The sequence below is a fragment of the Sphingobacterium sp. UBA5670 genome, from assembly GCF_002420705.1.
Taxonomy (GTDB): Bacteria; Bacteroidota; Bacteroidia; order Sphingobacteriales; family Sphingobacteriaceae; genus Sphingobacterium.
The window spans coordinates 14,246-30,489 of sequence record NZ_DIIM01000002.1; the positions used below are offsets into that span (position 1 = coordinate 14,246).

At 42.9% G+C, this 16,244-nt stretch carries 10 protein-coding genes; 5 read left to right on the forward strand and 5 right to left on the reverse strand.

What is annotated here, in order from left to right:
* Positions 1 to 2 precede the first annotated feature (2 nt).
* On the forward strand, positions 3 to 626 hold the full coding sequence (locus B3C94_RS01135; RefSeq protein WP_293897667.1) for a response regulator transcription factor: 624 nt from the start codon (positions 3 to 5) through the stop codon (positions 624 to 626).
* A gap of 14 nt (positions 627 to 640) precedes the next feature.
* On the opposite strand, the gene cydB is transcribed toward B3C94_RS01135, so the two are convergent.
* Together cydB and B3C94_RS01145 are read right to left on the reverse strand one after the other, a co-directional pair.
* Positions 641 to 1,717 (reverse strand): cytochrome d ubiquinol oxidase subunit II, encoded by a 1,077-nt coding sequence (gene cydB, locus B3C94_RS01140; RefSeq protein WP_293897670.1) that lies wholly within the window; start codon positions 1,715 to 1,717, stop codon positions 641 to 643.
* Between the two features lie 6 nt (positions 1,718 to 1,723).
* Positions 1,724 to 3,061: a cytochrome ubiquinol oxidase subunit I gene (locus tag B3C94_RS01145; protein WP_293897672.1), complete on the reverse strand. Its 1,338-nt coding sequence runs from the start codon at positions 3,059 to 3,061 to the stop codon at positions 1,724 to 1,726.
* 226 nt (positions 3,062 to 3,287) lie between these two features.
* Here B3C94_RS01145 and B3C94_RS01150 point away from each other — a divergent pair, with 226 nt between their 5' ends.
* The 4 genes from B3C94_RS01150 to B3C94_RS01165 all read left to right on the forward strand — a co-directional run bounded on the left by B3C94_RS01150 (position 3,288) and on the right by B3C94_RS01165 (position 10,861).
* Positions 3,288 to 4,274: a hypothetical protein gene (locus B3C94_RS01150; RefSeq protein WP_293897675.1), complete on the forward strand. Its 987-nt coding sequence runs from the start codon at positions 3,288 to 3,290 to the stop codon at positions 4,272 to 4,274.
* A 438-nt stretch (positions 4,275 to 4,712) separates the two neighbouring features.
* Positions 4,713 to 7,808, forward strand: a complete 3,096-nt coding sequence (locus B3C94_RS01155; RefSeq protein ID WP_293897678.1) for a SusC/RagA family TonB-linked outer membrane protein — start codon at positions 4,713 to 4,715, stop codon at positions 7,806 to 7,808.
* 34 nt (positions 7,809 to 7,842) lie between these two features.
* Positions 7,843 to 9,453: a RagB/SusD family nutrient uptake outer membrane protein gene (locus B3C94_RS01160; protein ID WP_293897681.1), complete on the forward strand. Its 1,611-nt coding sequence runs from the start codon at positions 7,843 to 7,845 to the stop codon at positions 9,451 to 9,453.
* Between the two features lie 73 nt (positions 9,454 to 9,526).
* A complete protein-coding gene (locus B3C94_RS01165) occupies positions 9,527 to 10,861 on the forward strand; it encodes a sulfatase-like hydrolase/transferase (protein WP_293897684.1) in 1,335 nt (444 codons plus the stop codon).
* Between the two features lie 81 nt (positions 10,862 to 10,942).
* On the opposite strand, the gene bglX is transcribed toward B3C94_RS01165, so the two are convergent.
* The 3 genes from bglX to B3C94_RS01180 all read right to left on the reverse strand — a co-directional run bounded on the left by bglX (position 10,943) and on the right by B3C94_RS01180 (position 16,237).
* A complete protein-coding gene (gene bglX / locus B3C94_RS01170) occupies positions 10,943 to 13,219 on the reverse strand; it encodes a beta-glucosidase BglX (protein WP_293897687.1) in 2,277 nt (758 codons plus the stop codon).
* Between the two features lie 124 nt (positions 13,220 to 13,343).
* A complete protein-coding gene (locus tag B3C94_RS01175; RefSeq protein ID WP_293897690.1) occupies positions 13,344 to 14,729 on the reverse strand; it encodes a glucoamylase family protein in 1,386 nt (461 codons plus the stop codon).
* 77 nt (positions 14,730 to 14,806) lie between these two features.
* Positions 14,807 to 16,237 (reverse strand): RagB/SusD family nutrient uptake outer membrane protein, encoded by a 1,431-nt coding sequence (locus B3C94_RS01180; protein ID WP_293897693.1) that lies wholly within the window; start codon positions 16,235 to 16,237, stop codon positions 14,807 to 14,809.
* Between the last annotated feature and the right edge of the window lie 7 nt (positions 16,238 to 16,244).

Consider the following 16,244-nt stretch of genomic DNA (forward strand, 5'->3'; position numbering starts at 1 on the left):
TCATGAAGATAATTGCAGTGTTAGACGATCATCCCTTATTGTTGGAAGGAGTTGTTTCTTTTCTCAATAATCAGGATGGGTATCGGGTATATCCTTTTTTGGAAGAGGTATCATTGATTGAATTTCTAAATACAACCAAAGTTGACCTGTTGCTGATGGATATGCAGCTTTTGAATATCAGCGGAGTGGAGGTCTGTGCACAGGTAAGGAAGCTGTTCCCTATGATTCCCATTGTCGCGTTAAGTAACCTGGCCGACGGCAACCTTATTTTTCAGTTTATGCAGGCTGGAGGAAATGGCTATATTTTAAAGGACGTGTCCAACGGGGAGTTTCTGGACTGTGTGCAGCTGGGGCTCGAGGGCAGAGAAGCCATCTGTGATCGTGCAAAAGAATTATATACCGGTGCAGTTTCTACGATGAAGAGCCTTCCCCGGCTTACACAGCGTGAAAAGGAGATTTTGATCCTGATCTCAAATGGTCTTACGACGAATCAGATCGCTGAACAGCTGTTTTTAAGTCCAGTTACCGTGGAAACACATCGACGCAATCTATTGACTAAATTTAAAGTAAAAAACATGATAGAACTTGTCCAGCTTGCGCTGAAACATAAACTATTGGGACTGTAATAAGAAACGATTACTTAGTGTTCGCCATAACCTACGTCATCCAGTTTACCTTTGAATACCCTGAACTGGATGATGAAATAGGCTACCACCAAAATAGCTGCAAACATAAACCAACCTAAACCGACCGAAAGACCATATTCATGTGCCGCGGCATTTTGAATAGTCAAGGAAGGATTTACGCCATTTGTCGAAGGTAACAATATGGGGAACATGGACGCAACAGTGGTCGCAAAACTACCTAGTATAAAAAGTGATGAAAATAAAAATCCAGTACCATCTCTTTTAAATGTTCGGATCCAAAATTGGCCAAGCAATCCGACTGTTGCGATAAGCGGAAATATCCAAAGCCAATAATGATTTTGAAGATTGTTTAAGGAGATGGGTTTTACATAGTGCCATACGTACGCCGATAGCATGACGAGAATAAGCAGGACAAAGTTGAGTTTAAAAATAATATTTTTTAATCTAGCATTGAGTGTGCTGGATGTTTTCAGGATTACCCATCCTGCACCGTGAATTGTTAAGGTAACTACGGCAACCAGACCTAATATAATAGTGAACCAGTCTATAATGCCTTGATGCTGGGCTAAAGGGTCAAATGTTGGGTTCCAAAGTGCTAAGAAGAAATAATGAGGTTCTTGCGTCGATACACCATTTTCCACCATACCCAGGTTGACTCCCCGGACGACATTTCCTAGGGCAGCGCCAAAAAAAAGTGCGAGCAATAAGCTTGCTAGTCCAAAGGCTCTGTCCCATAATGCTTCCCAGAGGCGGTGGTGAACCTGACCCCGCAGCTCGAGACTTATCGCTCTAAAAATAAGCAGCCATAATACAAGCATGAGTGGTAAGTAGAATCCACTGAACGAAGAAGCGTAGAGTGTAGGAAAAGCAAAAAATAATACCCCTCCGGAAGCAATGAGCCATACTTCATTGGCATCCCAAAATGGTCCAATGGAATTTGTTACAGCTTTTTTTTCCTGTTCGGTCTTAGCGAAGAACAGATGGACAATTCCCGCCCCAAAATCGTACCCATCGAGTACGATATAAATTCCCAGCATGAAAGTTAATACGATAAACCAGAATATTTCCATAGCTAATTAGGTTAATGCAACTGTCGTTTCAGGACCTTTTCTAATAATTTTTAGGACTAACATCAAGAAGAGCAGTCCCAGGAGAATATATAATCCGACGAAACCCAGAAAGGTAAATAAGGTGTTGCCGGAAGATACGGTAGGTGAGACCCCGTCGACCATCCGCATTAAATTATAGACGAGCCAGGGCTGCCGTCCGAGCTCTGCCGTATACCATCCGGCGGTATTGGCGATGTAGGGAAAAGGGATCATAAACATGATGATCCATAATAACCACTTGGTTTGATAGAGCTTGTTCCGCCAGAGCAAAAGAGCCCCAAGAACCATAATTCCAATAAATATTGTACCCAGACCGACCATAATATGATAACTGTAATACAACCCCGGCACGTTGGTTGGATGCAGAGACTGATCAAACTCATTTAATCCTTTAATTTCTGCATCCCAGCGTTGATAAGTGAGGAAACTTAATACGTTCGGTACCGCTATTTTATTGTCCAATTTTTTATTTTCCATGTCCGGCTGGCCAATCAGAATAATCTCTGATCCACCTTTTTCGGTTTTGAAAATCCCTTCCATGCCAGCGAATGCTGCGGGCTGGTATTTAACCACATTTTTGGCGGCAAGATCTCCCGTAGGAAATGCAAGCATCACCGAGGAGATTGCACCAAAGATGACACCGCTTTTAACGAATATCTTCCCAAATTTACTATGCTTGTCACTTAGTAGATAAAACGCGCCGATAGAAGCAACGAAAAATGAGCTAGTCACCAATGAGGCGGCTTGATTGTGGAGATAGGAGGGCCATAGCCAAGGATTGCTAAATAGTGAACTGAAGTTGTTGAGGACAAACTTGCCATTTTCGAGTATTTCATACCCAACGGGATGCTGCATCCAGGAGTGGGTGGCAATAATCAGAAAGCCGCTGGCCCAAGATCCAATAAAAACCATGAGCCCAGATAAAAAATGGAGCTTATGCCCGAGCAACTTCTCTCCAAAAAGAAACATCCCCAGAAATGACGACTCCAGAAAAAAGGAAAACATGCCTTCCATGGCTAACGTCTGTCCAATAATCCCACCGGTAAGTTCAGAAAATTTGGCCCAGTTGGTGCCAAATTGAAACTCCATCGGAATACCCGTTACAACACCCATGGTGAAATTCAGCGCAAAGATTTTCATCCAAAATTTTGAAGCATGGTTGTAATCTTCGTTTTGTGTTTGCAGAAATTTCCATTTGAAATAGACGATCATGAGGGATAAACCCATGGTCAATTGGGGGAATAAATAATGGAATGTAATTGTAAAAGCGAACTGAAGCCGATTATAGAGAATCATATCTTCCATGGATCCGAAGTTTTGGTTAAAAGACAGTTAAATATAGCCATTTTATTTGCGTATATATCCATGAAAAGTTTTATTTTTTGATAAAAAAGCTGGATTTCTGCTGATTTCTGTCCTGATTGTAAAATATGAAAGCCAACCGAAGCAATCCATCACTGTAATCTCTTTTTTATCTTATCTTCGTCCAAATTTTAAGATAATGGCGGAAGGGTAGAAGAGCATTAGGGAAATGAAGAAAGTGATGATTTTGATGGGTGTTTTATTGATACCCATACTTTTTATTATACTGAATAATACCGGGCGGGGAACAATTGCTAAAGATAATTTGGTATTCAGGGATAAATTATCTGATTATAATTTATTCAAAGGCAAAATCGCTGATCTTGTTCCAAATGACCAGGGTTTTTCCTACGAATTAGCTTCGGCCTTATTTACAGACTATACCGATAAAAAACGTGTCATCTTTCTTCCACAGGGAAAAAAAATGACAGCTTCAGACGATGGTTTACCCAGCTTCCCGGATGGGACCATCATTGCCAAAACTTTTTTTTATCCCCCGGGAGATACAGTAGAAAACTCAAAACTGCAACTGCTTGAAACGCGGCTTTTGATCCATAAAGACGGACAGTGGAATGCGGCTACCTATCAATGGAATGCGTCCCAAGATGAAGCGTTTCTGTTGATGGAGCGTGCTTCCGTACCGGTTTCGTTTTTGGACGACAAAGGTGTCGAGCGAAAAACAAATTATATTATTCCTTCACGGAAGGATTGTATGGCATGCCATCGGCAAGGAAACCATCTGCTTCCAATAGGGCCGAAGATCAGAAACCTGAACCGGATCATCGTTCACGATCGCGACAGTATTCCACAATTGGTGCTGTTGGCGAAGCAGGAAGCACTCGATCTGAAGTCCCTGAATGGCTTCAGTCATTTGCCGGCTTATGATGATACTGATCAATCGACCGTAGAACGCGCACGAGCTTATCTGGAGGTTAATTGCGCCCATTGTCATAATCCTAAAGGGACTGCTTATATGACAATGCTGGACCTTCGATATGAAAGCCCCCTGAATGAAACCGGGATTTGGTTGAAACAAGCCAAGATTATTGGACGGATGTCTACATTGGGAGAGATGCATATGCCTCAAAAGGGAACCACCGTACTGCATGATGAAGGCATTCTGCTGATTAAAACCTATTTAAAAACGCTAAAATAAGAACTCGCCGGTTAACCCCAATCGCCAATTCTGTAAAACTTACTAGCATGCTTTTGTAAAGCTCCGGCATGTCCTATTTATTATTTTAATAAAATCTATAGGATTAGTAGATTATATTAAAATTACTTCTATATTTGTGAAGAGATAACGGGTAGCTGTTGAAAATAGGTTACTTTTTCAGCGTACCGTATGAATATATTATTATGGAACATATCAATATTAGTAAAAGCACATTTTTCGTAAGTATTACTGCAAAGTCTTTGAAGGCTAAAACCCCTGATGTAAGAAAGATGCGAATGTGTTATATAGGATAATTTCCCTTATCTTTTCTCAAACTGACACTAGGGGAGGCGCTCGCTTCCCCTGATGTCTTCAAAATAAAAACAAGTTTTCGATTGGCGTTGGCACTTGTTCGTATTCACCATTAACACTTTATCTATGAAAAATCTTAGGGTACTCCGGTATTCTACCTTGTCGCTATGTTTACTATTATCTGGCCTTGGGCATCGGGTATATGCGCAAACAGATGTCAGACCGATTATCAATGCATCCTTATCAGGATATGTCTATGACAGCCAGCATAAGCAGCCGCTTGAAGGCGTAACTATTCAGCTCGAAGCGGTAACTCATGCGGTTACAACAGATCAAAAAGGATTTTTTCAAATTGTAACCGGACAGAAATTACCTTTTTCCATCACGCTCTCGCGCATCGGTTATAAAAAGAAGACCTTGTTAGTTTCCGAGTCTCCTACGAAAATTGAATTGGAGCCCATTACGCAGGATCTTGATGAGGTGGTCGTTGTTGGCTATGGAACACAGAAGAAAATTTCGCTGACCAATTCAATTTCTAGTATTGAAGGCGATAAACTGACGAAAAGGCCGGTTTCTAATACCCAACAGGCTTTACAGGGGCTGCTGCCAGGGATAACTGTTCAAGACCTTGGTGGAAAACCGGGGCAATCAGCTGCCAATATCCGAATCCGGGGATTAACGACATTTAATACCAATTCGAGCAGCACCAGTGGATATGATCTCAGCAAGAATAATGCTTTGGTTATTGTGGATGGAATCGAACAGCCCTGGTCCAAACTCAACCCGAATGATATCGCCTCAATTTCAGTCCTAAAGGATGCCGCTTCCACAGCGATATATGGTTCACGCGCGACCAACGGTGTTATCATTGTCACCACCAAAAGTGCAAAATCGGGACATGTCGTGATTGACTATAATGGCTATTACGCCCTACAGAAGTCAATTAATAAGCCTAAGCAAATGGATGCCTTATCTTATCTGCAATTGCAACAGGATGCTTACAGCAATGCAGGACTAGCGGTGCCAGCGCGATTTAGCGATGAATCCATCGCGGCCTATCGCACAGCAACAGACCGGGAAAAATACCCTTTACCGAATACCTGGTTTGACACGCTATTGAAAACAGCTCCGCAACAAGACCATTCATTGTCATTTGCTGGCGGGAATGAGATTCTCCGGTCCAGACTGGCGGTCCGTTATAATAAGCAGGATGGTATTATTGAGCACTATGGATCGGAGTTGGCTGACATACGTCTAAACAACGATTATAAAGCAACTTCTTGGCTCAATTTTACAGGGAGCATCAATTACCGGTACAGCAAAGCTTCGGAACCCGGACGTGATCCGATCAATAACTTTTTTCACGGTTCAATGTGGGTCGTGCCTAAATACGATGATGGTACATATGGATTGAGTACACAGGGCAATAATCCGTTGATGTTGATTGAAAAAAGCGGATTTAAGAATGTCAATGAAAATTATTTGAGCTCCATTGTGAAAACCGATATTCAGCTCTTGAAAAATTTGCTGTTTACCTCTCAATTTGGGGCAAGGATAAACTTTAATAATAGCAAGACATTTTTGAATGCATTTGAAAATAAGGATCGAAGTACGGGGGTGGTTAAGAGTTTTCCCATCAATTCACTGACAGAAATTCGCGATAATAGTAAGGAATATACTTGGAACAATTTGTTGACTTATCAGCTGGAGCTAGGTGCCCATCATATCAAGGCACTTGCTGGATATTCACAGATCCATAACGATCAAAATTACCTGAGTGCCTATCGCGAACGATTTTACAATAATGACATTACGTCTATTGGACAGGGAGCCGATGATGCGACAAAAAGTAATGGCGGGTATGATGTACAGTATGGTTTGCGCTCTTTCTTTGGACGGGTAAATTATGATTGGAATGGCCGGTATCTCCTGGAGGTGAATGGCAGATACGATGGTTCTTCCCGTTTTACCGGAGACAAGCAATATGGCTTTTTCCCTTCCGCATCCGCTGGCTGGCTCTTATCGAAAGAACAGTTTTGGACCCCGCTAAAAACCTGGTTAAACGAGTTTAAGCTAAGAGCCTCATGGGGTAAAACCGGAAATCAGTCGGTGGATCTATATAGCTATTATTCGGCCCTGATTGCTGCAGGTTACAATTTCGGCGGTAAATCGGTACAAGGCTATCGGCTGGACAGTTATGCCAATCAACAACTGGGCTGGGAATCGACGACGCAGTATGATTTAGGTCTGGACGTTTCTTTTCTGAACAATAAATTGACGTTTACGCTGGATTATTATAACAAGGTAACGGATGATATTCTGCTGAATTTGGATATTCCTGCGGTACTGGGATTGAAGCCATCACCCCAGAATGCAGGAACGGTACTTAACCGGGGCTGGGAATTCAGTGCCAATTATCAGAAAAGACCGAGTGCTCCGGGAGCCTTTGCTTATCAGTTAAACGCAAATTTTAGCATCAACCATAATGAGGTAACGGATCTAAAAGGTACTGGCCCATATATCTCGGGGTCGGATATAGATCCACGGTATATTATTGCCAAAGGGCTTCCGGTCAATACCTTATGGGGGTATAAAACCGATGGTCTTTTTCAATCTGCGGAGGAAATTAAAGCTTATGGAGCCACCTATGCGACAAATACCAAACCGGGTGATGTTAAATATGTCGATTTAAATGGAGACGGCGTTATTAATGCCGATGATATGACCGCTATTGGGAACTCTTTCCCGAAATATACGTTCGGCCTCAATGGTCATTTCACCTTCAGGAATTTTGATCTTGATCTGTTATTTCAGGGCGCCGCCAAAGTTGATACACGATTATCAGGAGCACTGGCAGAGATGGGAAACCAGGAAGGATTTACGCATGAAATATTTACGGCTGATTACTGGACACCAACACATACAGATGCACGTTTCCCGCGTGTTGTCAAATATGATCTGCGTAATGTAGCGACCGCTGATCGCCTAGTCGTCAATGGATCTTATCTGCGTCTGAAAAATATTCAATTTGGTTATACCATACCTTTACACGCCATCGGAAAAACAACGGTCAATAAACTACGTGTATATCTATCTGCGACAAATTTATGGACAATTTCAAAATTGAACGAATGGAATCTGGATCCGGAAGCAGAGTCCGGAAGAGCTGTTTACTACCCACAAACTGGACTCTATACACTGGGGGTGAATTTGACCCTATAATGTGATTGTTTATATCATTTATAATTGAAGAATAATGAATTTTTACAAATATCTATCTCCTAAAAGAAACTTGTTTTTTTACCTTGGACTTCTGTCATGCACGCTATTTGGCTGCGATAAGAATCTGTTGGATTCAGTACCCACTGACCGACTGTCTGAAAATATATTCTGGAAGAGTCAAGCTGATGCGGAACTGGCTGTCAATGCCCTTTACAATGATCTTGATGGCGCGGAAATATTCTATTTGGATGGCTTGACAGATATCGCCCATGTCAATCAGCCATTCGCTGTTGACGCCTATATCGAGCTCGGTACCTATGACGCTTCAAGTTCCCGCTTGTACAATACATGGAGCAATGCATACAAGGGAATTGGCGCGGCCAATTATTTTTTAGCCAATGTCGGCAAGATCGAGGGCAGCAAAGATGAAACACTGATTGCTCGATATATCGGCGAAGCACGCGTATTGCGTGCATACCAATACATCAAATTGGCCTATTTGTTTGGCGAGATACCTTTGGTAGAAGCACCGCTGACTTTGGAAGAAGGAAGGGCGGTAAAACGTGCGGACCTTAAAGAAATTTACGATTTTATTGACACCGAATTGGAACTAGCTGCGGCAAGTTTGCCTGAAAGTTACTCCAGTAACGATATCGGGCGCATAACCCGTTGGGCCGCATTGGGCCTGAAAGCAAGGGCAGATTTATACGCAGGACGTTTTGAAGCAGCAGCAAAAGCCGCAAAAGCTATTATCGATAGCAGACGATTTGAGCTATACCCTTTGTATGCAAATCTTTTTACGTATGCGGCCGAAAATAATAAAGAGGTGTTGTTAGACAAGCAATTTCTGGAGAATATATACACACAAAGTGTTTTTAACCTATTAGCACCTTATAGCCAGCAGAACGGACAGAGTACCTATGTGCCTACTAAAGCCCTGACAGATAGTTACGAAACTTCCGGTGGGCTTGTAATTACCGATGCGAATAGCGGATATGACCCCAAAAAACCCTATAAAAATCGAGATTCCAGGCTTGCTCTTTCAATTTTTTTGGATGGCGATCCGCTTCCAAATGGAGCTGTTTTCCATCCTGCACCCAACAGTGGTACTGCGGATGCGGTAGGGAGTACCTATATCGCTTCTACAACAGGCTTCAATATCAAAAAATATATCGATAAAAAAGATCTGGCCAATCCTTCCAAGAGTGGTTTGAATATTATACTATTACGTTATGCGGAAGTATTATTGACCTATGCGGAGGCAAAGATTGAGCTTGGCGAAGTTGATGCAAGTGTTTATGATGCCATCAATCAGGTTAGAAGCGGGCGTACTGATGTCAAACTTCCGCTAGTCAGTAATCAGCTCAATCAGTCTCAGCTTCGTCAGCTGGTTCGTCGTGAGCGTACGGTTGAACTAGCATTTGAGGGGCTGCATCTCGCGGATATAAGACGATGGAAAACTGCTGAAAAGGTTGTTCCCGGTAAAGTATATGGCATCACATATCAAAATAATAACGGCGAGGCAGTTGTTGTTGAAGCCGCTTCGGAAAGCCGTGTATTTGATGCGAAAAAGCATTATCTCTGGCCTATTCCACAACGGGAAATTAATCTCAATCCGAATTTAAAACAGAATCCAAATTGGTAAAAATTGTTATCTTGTGACACGATTCCAATTAACTCATATACATATGATGCGATACACTAAACTTATGACCTCTATGGCTCTATTTTTACTGGTGGCTTTGGCCAATGCCCAGCAAAAAAAGCCTAACATTATCTTGATTCTGACCGATGATCTCGGTTATAGCGACATTGGTTGTTATGGAAGTCCGAATATTTCCACCCCTTTTTTGGATTCGATCGCCAGTAAGGGTGTGAGAGCAACAAACTTTATGGTTTCTACGCCCTCCTGTACGCCTTCAAGAGCTTCATTACTAACCGGAAGATATGCTTCACGTTATAATCTTCCGGCACCCATTGGTCCAGGCTCCAATTTAGGCTTACCTGATGATGAGGAAACAATTGCCGAATTATTAAAAAAGGTAGGCTATAGAACCGCATTGATCGGAAAATGGCATCTCGGAGACAAACAGTCTTACCATCATCCCAATCAGCAGGGCTTCGATTCTTTTTATGGGATGCTGTATAGCCATGACTACCGCGATCCCTATGTAAAGACCGATTCTGTCATTAAGATCTTCCGGAATCGGAAACCTGAAGTCGTCGCTCCCGATGACTCGGACTTAAGCTCACTTTATCACAAAGAAACAGTGAAGTTTATAGAAGATCAAGATAAAGATCATCCATTCTTTTTATACTATGCGCATAATTTCCCGCATCTCCCTTTGGCATTTGCCAATAAGAAGAACAGATTTGCCGATCAGCAAAATGCAGGTCCGCTTGGTGCGGTGATGCAGGAACTGGATCATAATTTTTCGGAGCTCTGGAAAACCGTTGAGCGAAAAGGCCTTGCCGATAACACCATCTTAATTTTTTCAAGTGATAATGGCCCCTGGATAGCCTATCCATCGCGGATGTCTGACGATCATGCCACCAAAAATTGGCATGTGGGTACTGCTGGTGTCTTCAAAGGTTCAAAAGCCGAAACGACAGAAGGTGGTGTCCGGGTACCTTTCATTGTCTATGGAAAGGGCTATGCCCAAGAAGGGAAAGTTATTCGGCAAGCAATCAGCAACCTGGATGTGTTGCCCACAATAGCCAAATGGACTGGCGCATCATTACCCAAAAAATCCATTGATGGTCAGGCTATAGATTCTTTGCTGAATGGTAAATCGGAAGATTTAAAGACGCCACATAGACCTATATTTTTGGTAAATTATGGTCATGTTGAAGCGGTTAGATCGGGCGACTGGAAATATCGCCGGATAGCCGCGGGAGTTAATCAAATTTCGGGTAAGCCGTACGATGCAATTGAAGAGTTACATAATATTGCCTGGGACCCAAGTGAACGGACCAATATTTTAAAGGATTATCCGGAGAAAGCGGCCGAACTACGTTTACTGTTTGAAAGCTTTGATGGGAATATGAAATAGGTGAACTAACAATCATTCATCATAAACAAGGCGGCACTTATTCCTAAGTGTCGCCTTGTTTCTTATACAGATGCAAAAGATTTAAAGCAATTCAAACGCTTTTTCTTTGACATCGCGACTGTTGGAACCGATGTAGATTTTGAAATTTCCGGGTTCGGCCACATAATTCAGGTTGTTGTCAAAGAATTTGAGATTATCCACCTTGATTTTAAAGGTCACGGTTTTTTGCTCTCCTTTTTTGAGAAATATTTTTTGAAATCCTTTTAATTCTTTTACGGGACGGGTGACAGAGCCAACCAAGTCCTGGATATACAGCTGCACTGTTTCTTCAGCATCATAATTTCCGGTATTACTGATGTCGATACTTGCTTGCAGCGTACCTTTTTCATCGATTGTATTTCGGTCAAGGCGAATGTCGCTATAGGCAAAAGTTGTATAGCTCAGTCCATAACCAAAAGGGTAGAGCGGTGAATTGCTTACATCCAGGTAATTCGATTTGAATTTTTCAAAATCACCCGAGTTTCCATAAGGTCTGCCGGTGTTTTTATGCGCATAATAGATCGGAATCTGACCAACATTGCGTGGGAAAGTTGCTGTAATCTTTCCCGAAGGAACGACATCCCCGAATAACACATCGGCAACTGCTTTTCCGGTTTCTGTTCCCCCAAACCAAACATTTAATATCGCCGGTACGTGGGCATCTTCCCAGGTGAGCGTCAGCGGTCTACCCGTAAATAATACAAGTACAACTGGTTTTCCTGTGGCCAGCAATGCTTTTAACAGATTTTGTTGATTTTTTGGAATGTCCAGTTCTGAGCGACTGGAGCTTTCACCTGACATTTCAGACGATTCACCAAGTGCAGCAATGATCACATCGGACTGTTGCGCGACTTTCACGGCGTCTGCAATGATCTCTTCTTCTTTCCGGGAATCACGTGGGATCGTACGGCCAAACATCGTTGCGTGGTTTTGGTAAATAGGATCTTCCATCAGATTGCTTCCTAGGTGGCTGAGTATATTTACCTTATTGCCTAATACGGCCTTCATTCCCTCCACTAAAGAGGCTGTTTTGTCCAGCTCAGCACTGACGCTCCATGTTCCCGGCATATTCGGTCCCGAGTTGGCTAATGGTCCAATAACGGCCACTGTTCCTGATTTTTTTAATGGAAGTGCCTGATTTTCATTTTTCAGTAAGACAAATGATTTTGCTGCAATTTCTCTGGCCTTGGCATGATTGGCAGCCGATCCGATCACAGTTTTTGCACGTTTTTCGTCACAATAGCGATAAGGATCGTCAAATAAGCCTAATTTATACTTGGCTTCCAAAACAAAACGGCAAGCCCGGTCAATATCCGCAATTTTGACTTTTCCTGCATCTAAAGATTTTTTTAACGTTGTCAGAAATCCTTCTCCGACCATGTCCATATCAACGCCAGCATTCAGGCTTAAGGCAGAGACCTGTTGAAGGTCGCCGAGGCCATGTGCCGTTAATTCGTTTACGGCTGTGTAATCGGTTACGACCAATCCTTTAAAGCCCCACTGCTTGCGTAAGACATCCGTCATCAACCATTTATTTGCCGAGGCAGGAACACCATTGATATCGTTAAAAGAAGTCATGATACTTCCCGCTCCAGCATCTAACGCCGCTTTGTAAGGCGGTAAATACTCATTGTACATCCGGTGAAGGCTCATGTCCGTGCTATTGTAATCACGGCCACCTTCGGCAGCGCCGTATAAGGCAAAATGTTTGACACAGGCCATCATGGTGTTGTGTGCGGCGAGATTATCACCCTGAAAACCATGAACGATGGCTTCTGCAACCCGCGAGCTCAGGTAAGTATCTTCACCTGCCCCCTCGGAAATACGTCCCCAGCGTGGATCGCGTGAGATATCTACCATGGGCGAAAATGCCCAATTAATTCCATCGGCTGTAGCTTCTTCGGCTGCGATACGTGCAGATTGCTGAATCAAGTTCATATCCCAGGTCGCGGCAAGTCCTAAAGGAATTGGGAACACCGTGCGATAACCGTGAATGACATCCATCCCAAAGATGATGGGTATTTTTAATCGGGATTGTTTGATCGCTATTTCTTGTGTTTTGCGGATTTTCGCTGGTGTACTCATGCTGAAAATACCACCGATTTGACCATTTCTAATTTTTGCGTCGACATCGGTGGATACAGTCGTACCGGTTGTCGCTTCACCACCGGTGACCAGATTAAGTTGTCCAATTTTTTCTTCGACAGTCATCTTAGCCATAAGCTGATCAATGAATCGGTCCATTTTCTGATTGGACTGGGCCGGACTTGTATGCCAAGCTAGAAATGCAAGAAGGAAAGTACCTACTACTTTTTTCATTGTATTATTTTTTTTGTGCGCATGGATTTTGCTTTCCGCGCTACAGGGTAAGTGTATGCAATGCTATTTTCGTGGAAGGAACCATTCTCAACGTGTGACGGATTGAAAATGATTCCATAGACCACTATTTTAAATAAGGACTGGTAAAACCGAGTTTCTTTAGCCCCTGTTGAATTTCTGGGGCCTGCATAAATAAGTCCCAGATTTTACCTGTTCTGTAGTTTTCGATCATGACGATGATGGGGCCCTGATCGATTGCTAGATAACGCTGAGGATACCAATTTGCCGTTTCACTGTAGGCATCATAGTAGCCATATTTACCCCAGATTTTATTTCCGAGCTGTTTGTTTAAGTATTGAGCAAACTGAACGCTTTCATGCGGAGTGTAAGGCATAGACGATAAGGCCGCTGTCGGTGATATTACACCGGGATCGTTATCAGGATGATGTGCATCGTAGCCATTGATGGAATAGCTGGCCGTCCAGCCCCAGCCTTTAGCTGAACCATAACCTTTGTAACCTTTCGGGTTCAGATCTGCGTATGCCAAATTTATCTTGGCATGGTTGCTTGTGGCTTCCCAGTAATCAGCGTACTGATCTTTTAGCCCTTTGGGACTGAGTCCTAAATAGGAATAATGCTCCCAAAAAAGCGGACCGACTTCACCTTCTTTGGCATTATGTTTAAGTACGAGTGGAATGTCGTATTTTTTAGCACTGCTTTTAATGGCTCCAGATCTTGCCCAACCCTCGTGATATACATTCGGTGCAATCGGAAAAGTAGGAGAGGAGGCAGCTAGGATATAGGTAATGAGACATTCATCATATCCTCTGACGGGATGATTTTGCTGGAAGTTAAATTTTGGACTCCAATGCCAATAAATAACATTCTGTCCGTTTGTATAATGATTCCAATTGATTTCTTTCCATAGTTTATCTGCTTTTTGGGCAACCTGCTGAGCGGAATCACCTTTATCCTTTAGGTACTCCCGAATGGCAATCAGACCTTGGGCTAAGAAAGCGGTTTCAACAATGTCGCCGCCATTATCTTTTTCACTGAACGGTTTTGCTGTGCCCAGTTCTCCATCATACCAGTGGGCCCAGGCACCTTTGAATCTTTCGATTTTGCCCAGGTAATCCATGATGTGATCCAACTTTTGAACCCCTTGTTCTTGGGTGATAAACCCGCGTTCCATGGCGACAATCATACCCATGAGCCCAAAGCCACTGCCACCTATGGTGACGACATTGCGGTCATTTTGAGGGTAGACACCATCCATATGGATGCGTTCTCTCGCTAGGCCGGAAGTAGGTTCGGCACCTTCCCAAAAATATTGAAATGTATGCTGTTGAATATTGGTCAATAGCGAATCTTCATTGATTTTGTTGCCGTCGGTTGAATCAATTTTTGAGGGATTGTCTGGGCTACCAGTGGTCGCATTTTGGCATGAACTGCTGAGAATAAGCGCCAGAGCTATACCGGTAAGAGCAGGATATGCTGTTCGTTTTCTCATAGATATCTTGTTTAATTCTTGAAAAAATGTTCAAACGGCCTTTGGCCGTTTGAACGGAGTTATCTTTATTGATCTAATTACCAACCGGTATTTTGCGTCATTTCTGGCGTTTGGATACGTTGTTTTTCAGGAATTGGGAAAAGCATCATTTTATCCTGAAAAGTTTTACCATTTGCAGCCATAGCGGTTTTTGCCTGTTTTGTACGGATCAGATCGAACCAGCGATCGTGCTCAAATGCTAGTTCAAGGCGTCTTTCTTTCCAGATCAGTTGACGGAGCTGTGCTTGGTCTGTTGTCGTTACGTTTGCTAGTTTTACCCGTGTACGGACGGTATTCAGTGCATTGAGTGCTTCGCTGCTATTGCCAACCTCATTTGCGGCTTCGGCAAGGATAAGGTAAATTTCACCTAAACGGAGATAACGTACATTTTTATCGCCATCTGCGGCGCCTCCATTGGCAGACGAATACGCTTTTTCATTGTACATCGGATTTTCTACACCATTGTCAATCAGACGGCCATCGTAGAGGGTATCACCTCTGAAAATAATCGTTGCATCGCGACGGATATTATCTTTTTCGGCATTGAAGGCATCCAATAAGTTTTGACTTGGAATATTGAAACCCCAGCCTAAATTGACTGCTCCACCACGAGGTGCCTGTACTTGGCTATATTGTTGAATACCGTGTGCAATGGAAGTACCACGAGCCTGCCATTCAAAGAGCGATTCAGGGCCATTTTCTCCCGCTAAACGCCAGATTGTAGCATAATCCGGTTCGAGGCTGTATCCACCGGATGTGATAACAGCTTTCGCCATATCAGCCGCTTGTTGCCATTTGTTTTGGTATAAATATACCTTCGATAGCAGCCCTTGCGCAGCACCTTTGGTTGCCCTACCCAAATCTTTTGCTGCATAAGCAGATTTGACAGGCAAGTTGTCAATTGCAAATTGTAAATCCGCTTCAATATAGGCGTATACTTCAGCCGCGGGTTCTCTCTTTATATAATCTCGTTCTTGAATCGGAACGTCGCCCCAGCCGCGTACAAGATAAAAGTAATTGAGGGCGCGTAAAAAACGAGCTTCAGCGATTAGTCTATTCTTATAGGTTTCATCTGTTAAACCGTACTTCTCGGTGTATTCAATCGCTCTTGTCGCGCGACCAATTGATTTGTACCAGCGTGTCCACATTGATTCAAAAGAACCGGTAGTGGAAGTATACGTTAAATTGTCTAGACTCAGTTTATCTCCACCAGCATCTGTTTCGGAGCTTCCCTTGTCGGCATTATCGGACAGCATATCCGTAATACCTATGTAGGAAAAGGAATAATCCCAGTCGGTAAACATACCGTAAATCCCATTGACGTATTGTTCCGGCGTGTAAATTTCTTCACTATCCTCGGCTTCAACCAGTTCCTTTGACGGTACATCCAGGAATTTATTGTCTTTACAGCTCTGCATTGCAATTCCTGCAGTGAGTAAGAGCGCTATATAGAGTTTGTTAATTTTCATTGTCTTC

Coding starts and splice junctions, on each gene's coding strand:
- B3C94_RS01155 (WP_293897678.1), top strand. CDS start 4,713: ATGAAAAATCTTAGGGTACTCCGGTATTCTACCTTGTCGCTATGTTTA.
- B3C94_RS01150 (WP_293897675.1), top strand. CDS start 3,288: ATGAAGAAAGTGATGATTTTGATGGGTGTTTTATTGATACCCATACTT.
- B3C94_RS01145 (WP_293897672.1), bottom strand. CDS start 3,061: ATGGAAGATATGATTCTCTATAATCGGCTTCAGTTCGCTTTTACAATT.
- bglX (WP_293897687.1), bottom strand. CDS start 13,219: ATGAAAAAAGTAGTAGGTACTTTCCTTCTTGCATTTCTAGCTTGGCAT.
- B3C94_RS01135 (WP_293897667.1), top strand. CDS start 3: ATGAAGATAATTGCAGTGTTAGACGATCATCCCTTATTGTTGGAAGGA.
- B3C94_RS01180 (WP_293897693.1), bottom strand. CDS start 16,237: ATGAAAATTAACAAACTCTATATAGCGCTCTTACTCACTGCAGGAATT.
- B3C94_RS01160 (WP_293897681.1), top strand. CDS start 7,843: ATGAATTTTTACAAATATCTATCTCCTAAAAGAAACTTGTTTTTTTAC.
- B3C94_RS01165 (WP_293897684.1), top strand. CDS start 9,527: ATGGCTCTATTTTTACTGGTGGCTTTGGCCAATGCCCAGCAAAAAAAG.
- B3C94_RS01175 (WP_293897690.1), bottom strand. CDS start 14,729: ATGAGAAAACGAACAGCATATCCTGCTCTTACCGGTATAGCTCTGGCG.
- cydB (WP_293897670.1), bottom strand. CDS start 1,717: ATGGAAATATTCTGGTTTATCGTATTAACTTTCATGCTGGGAATTTAT.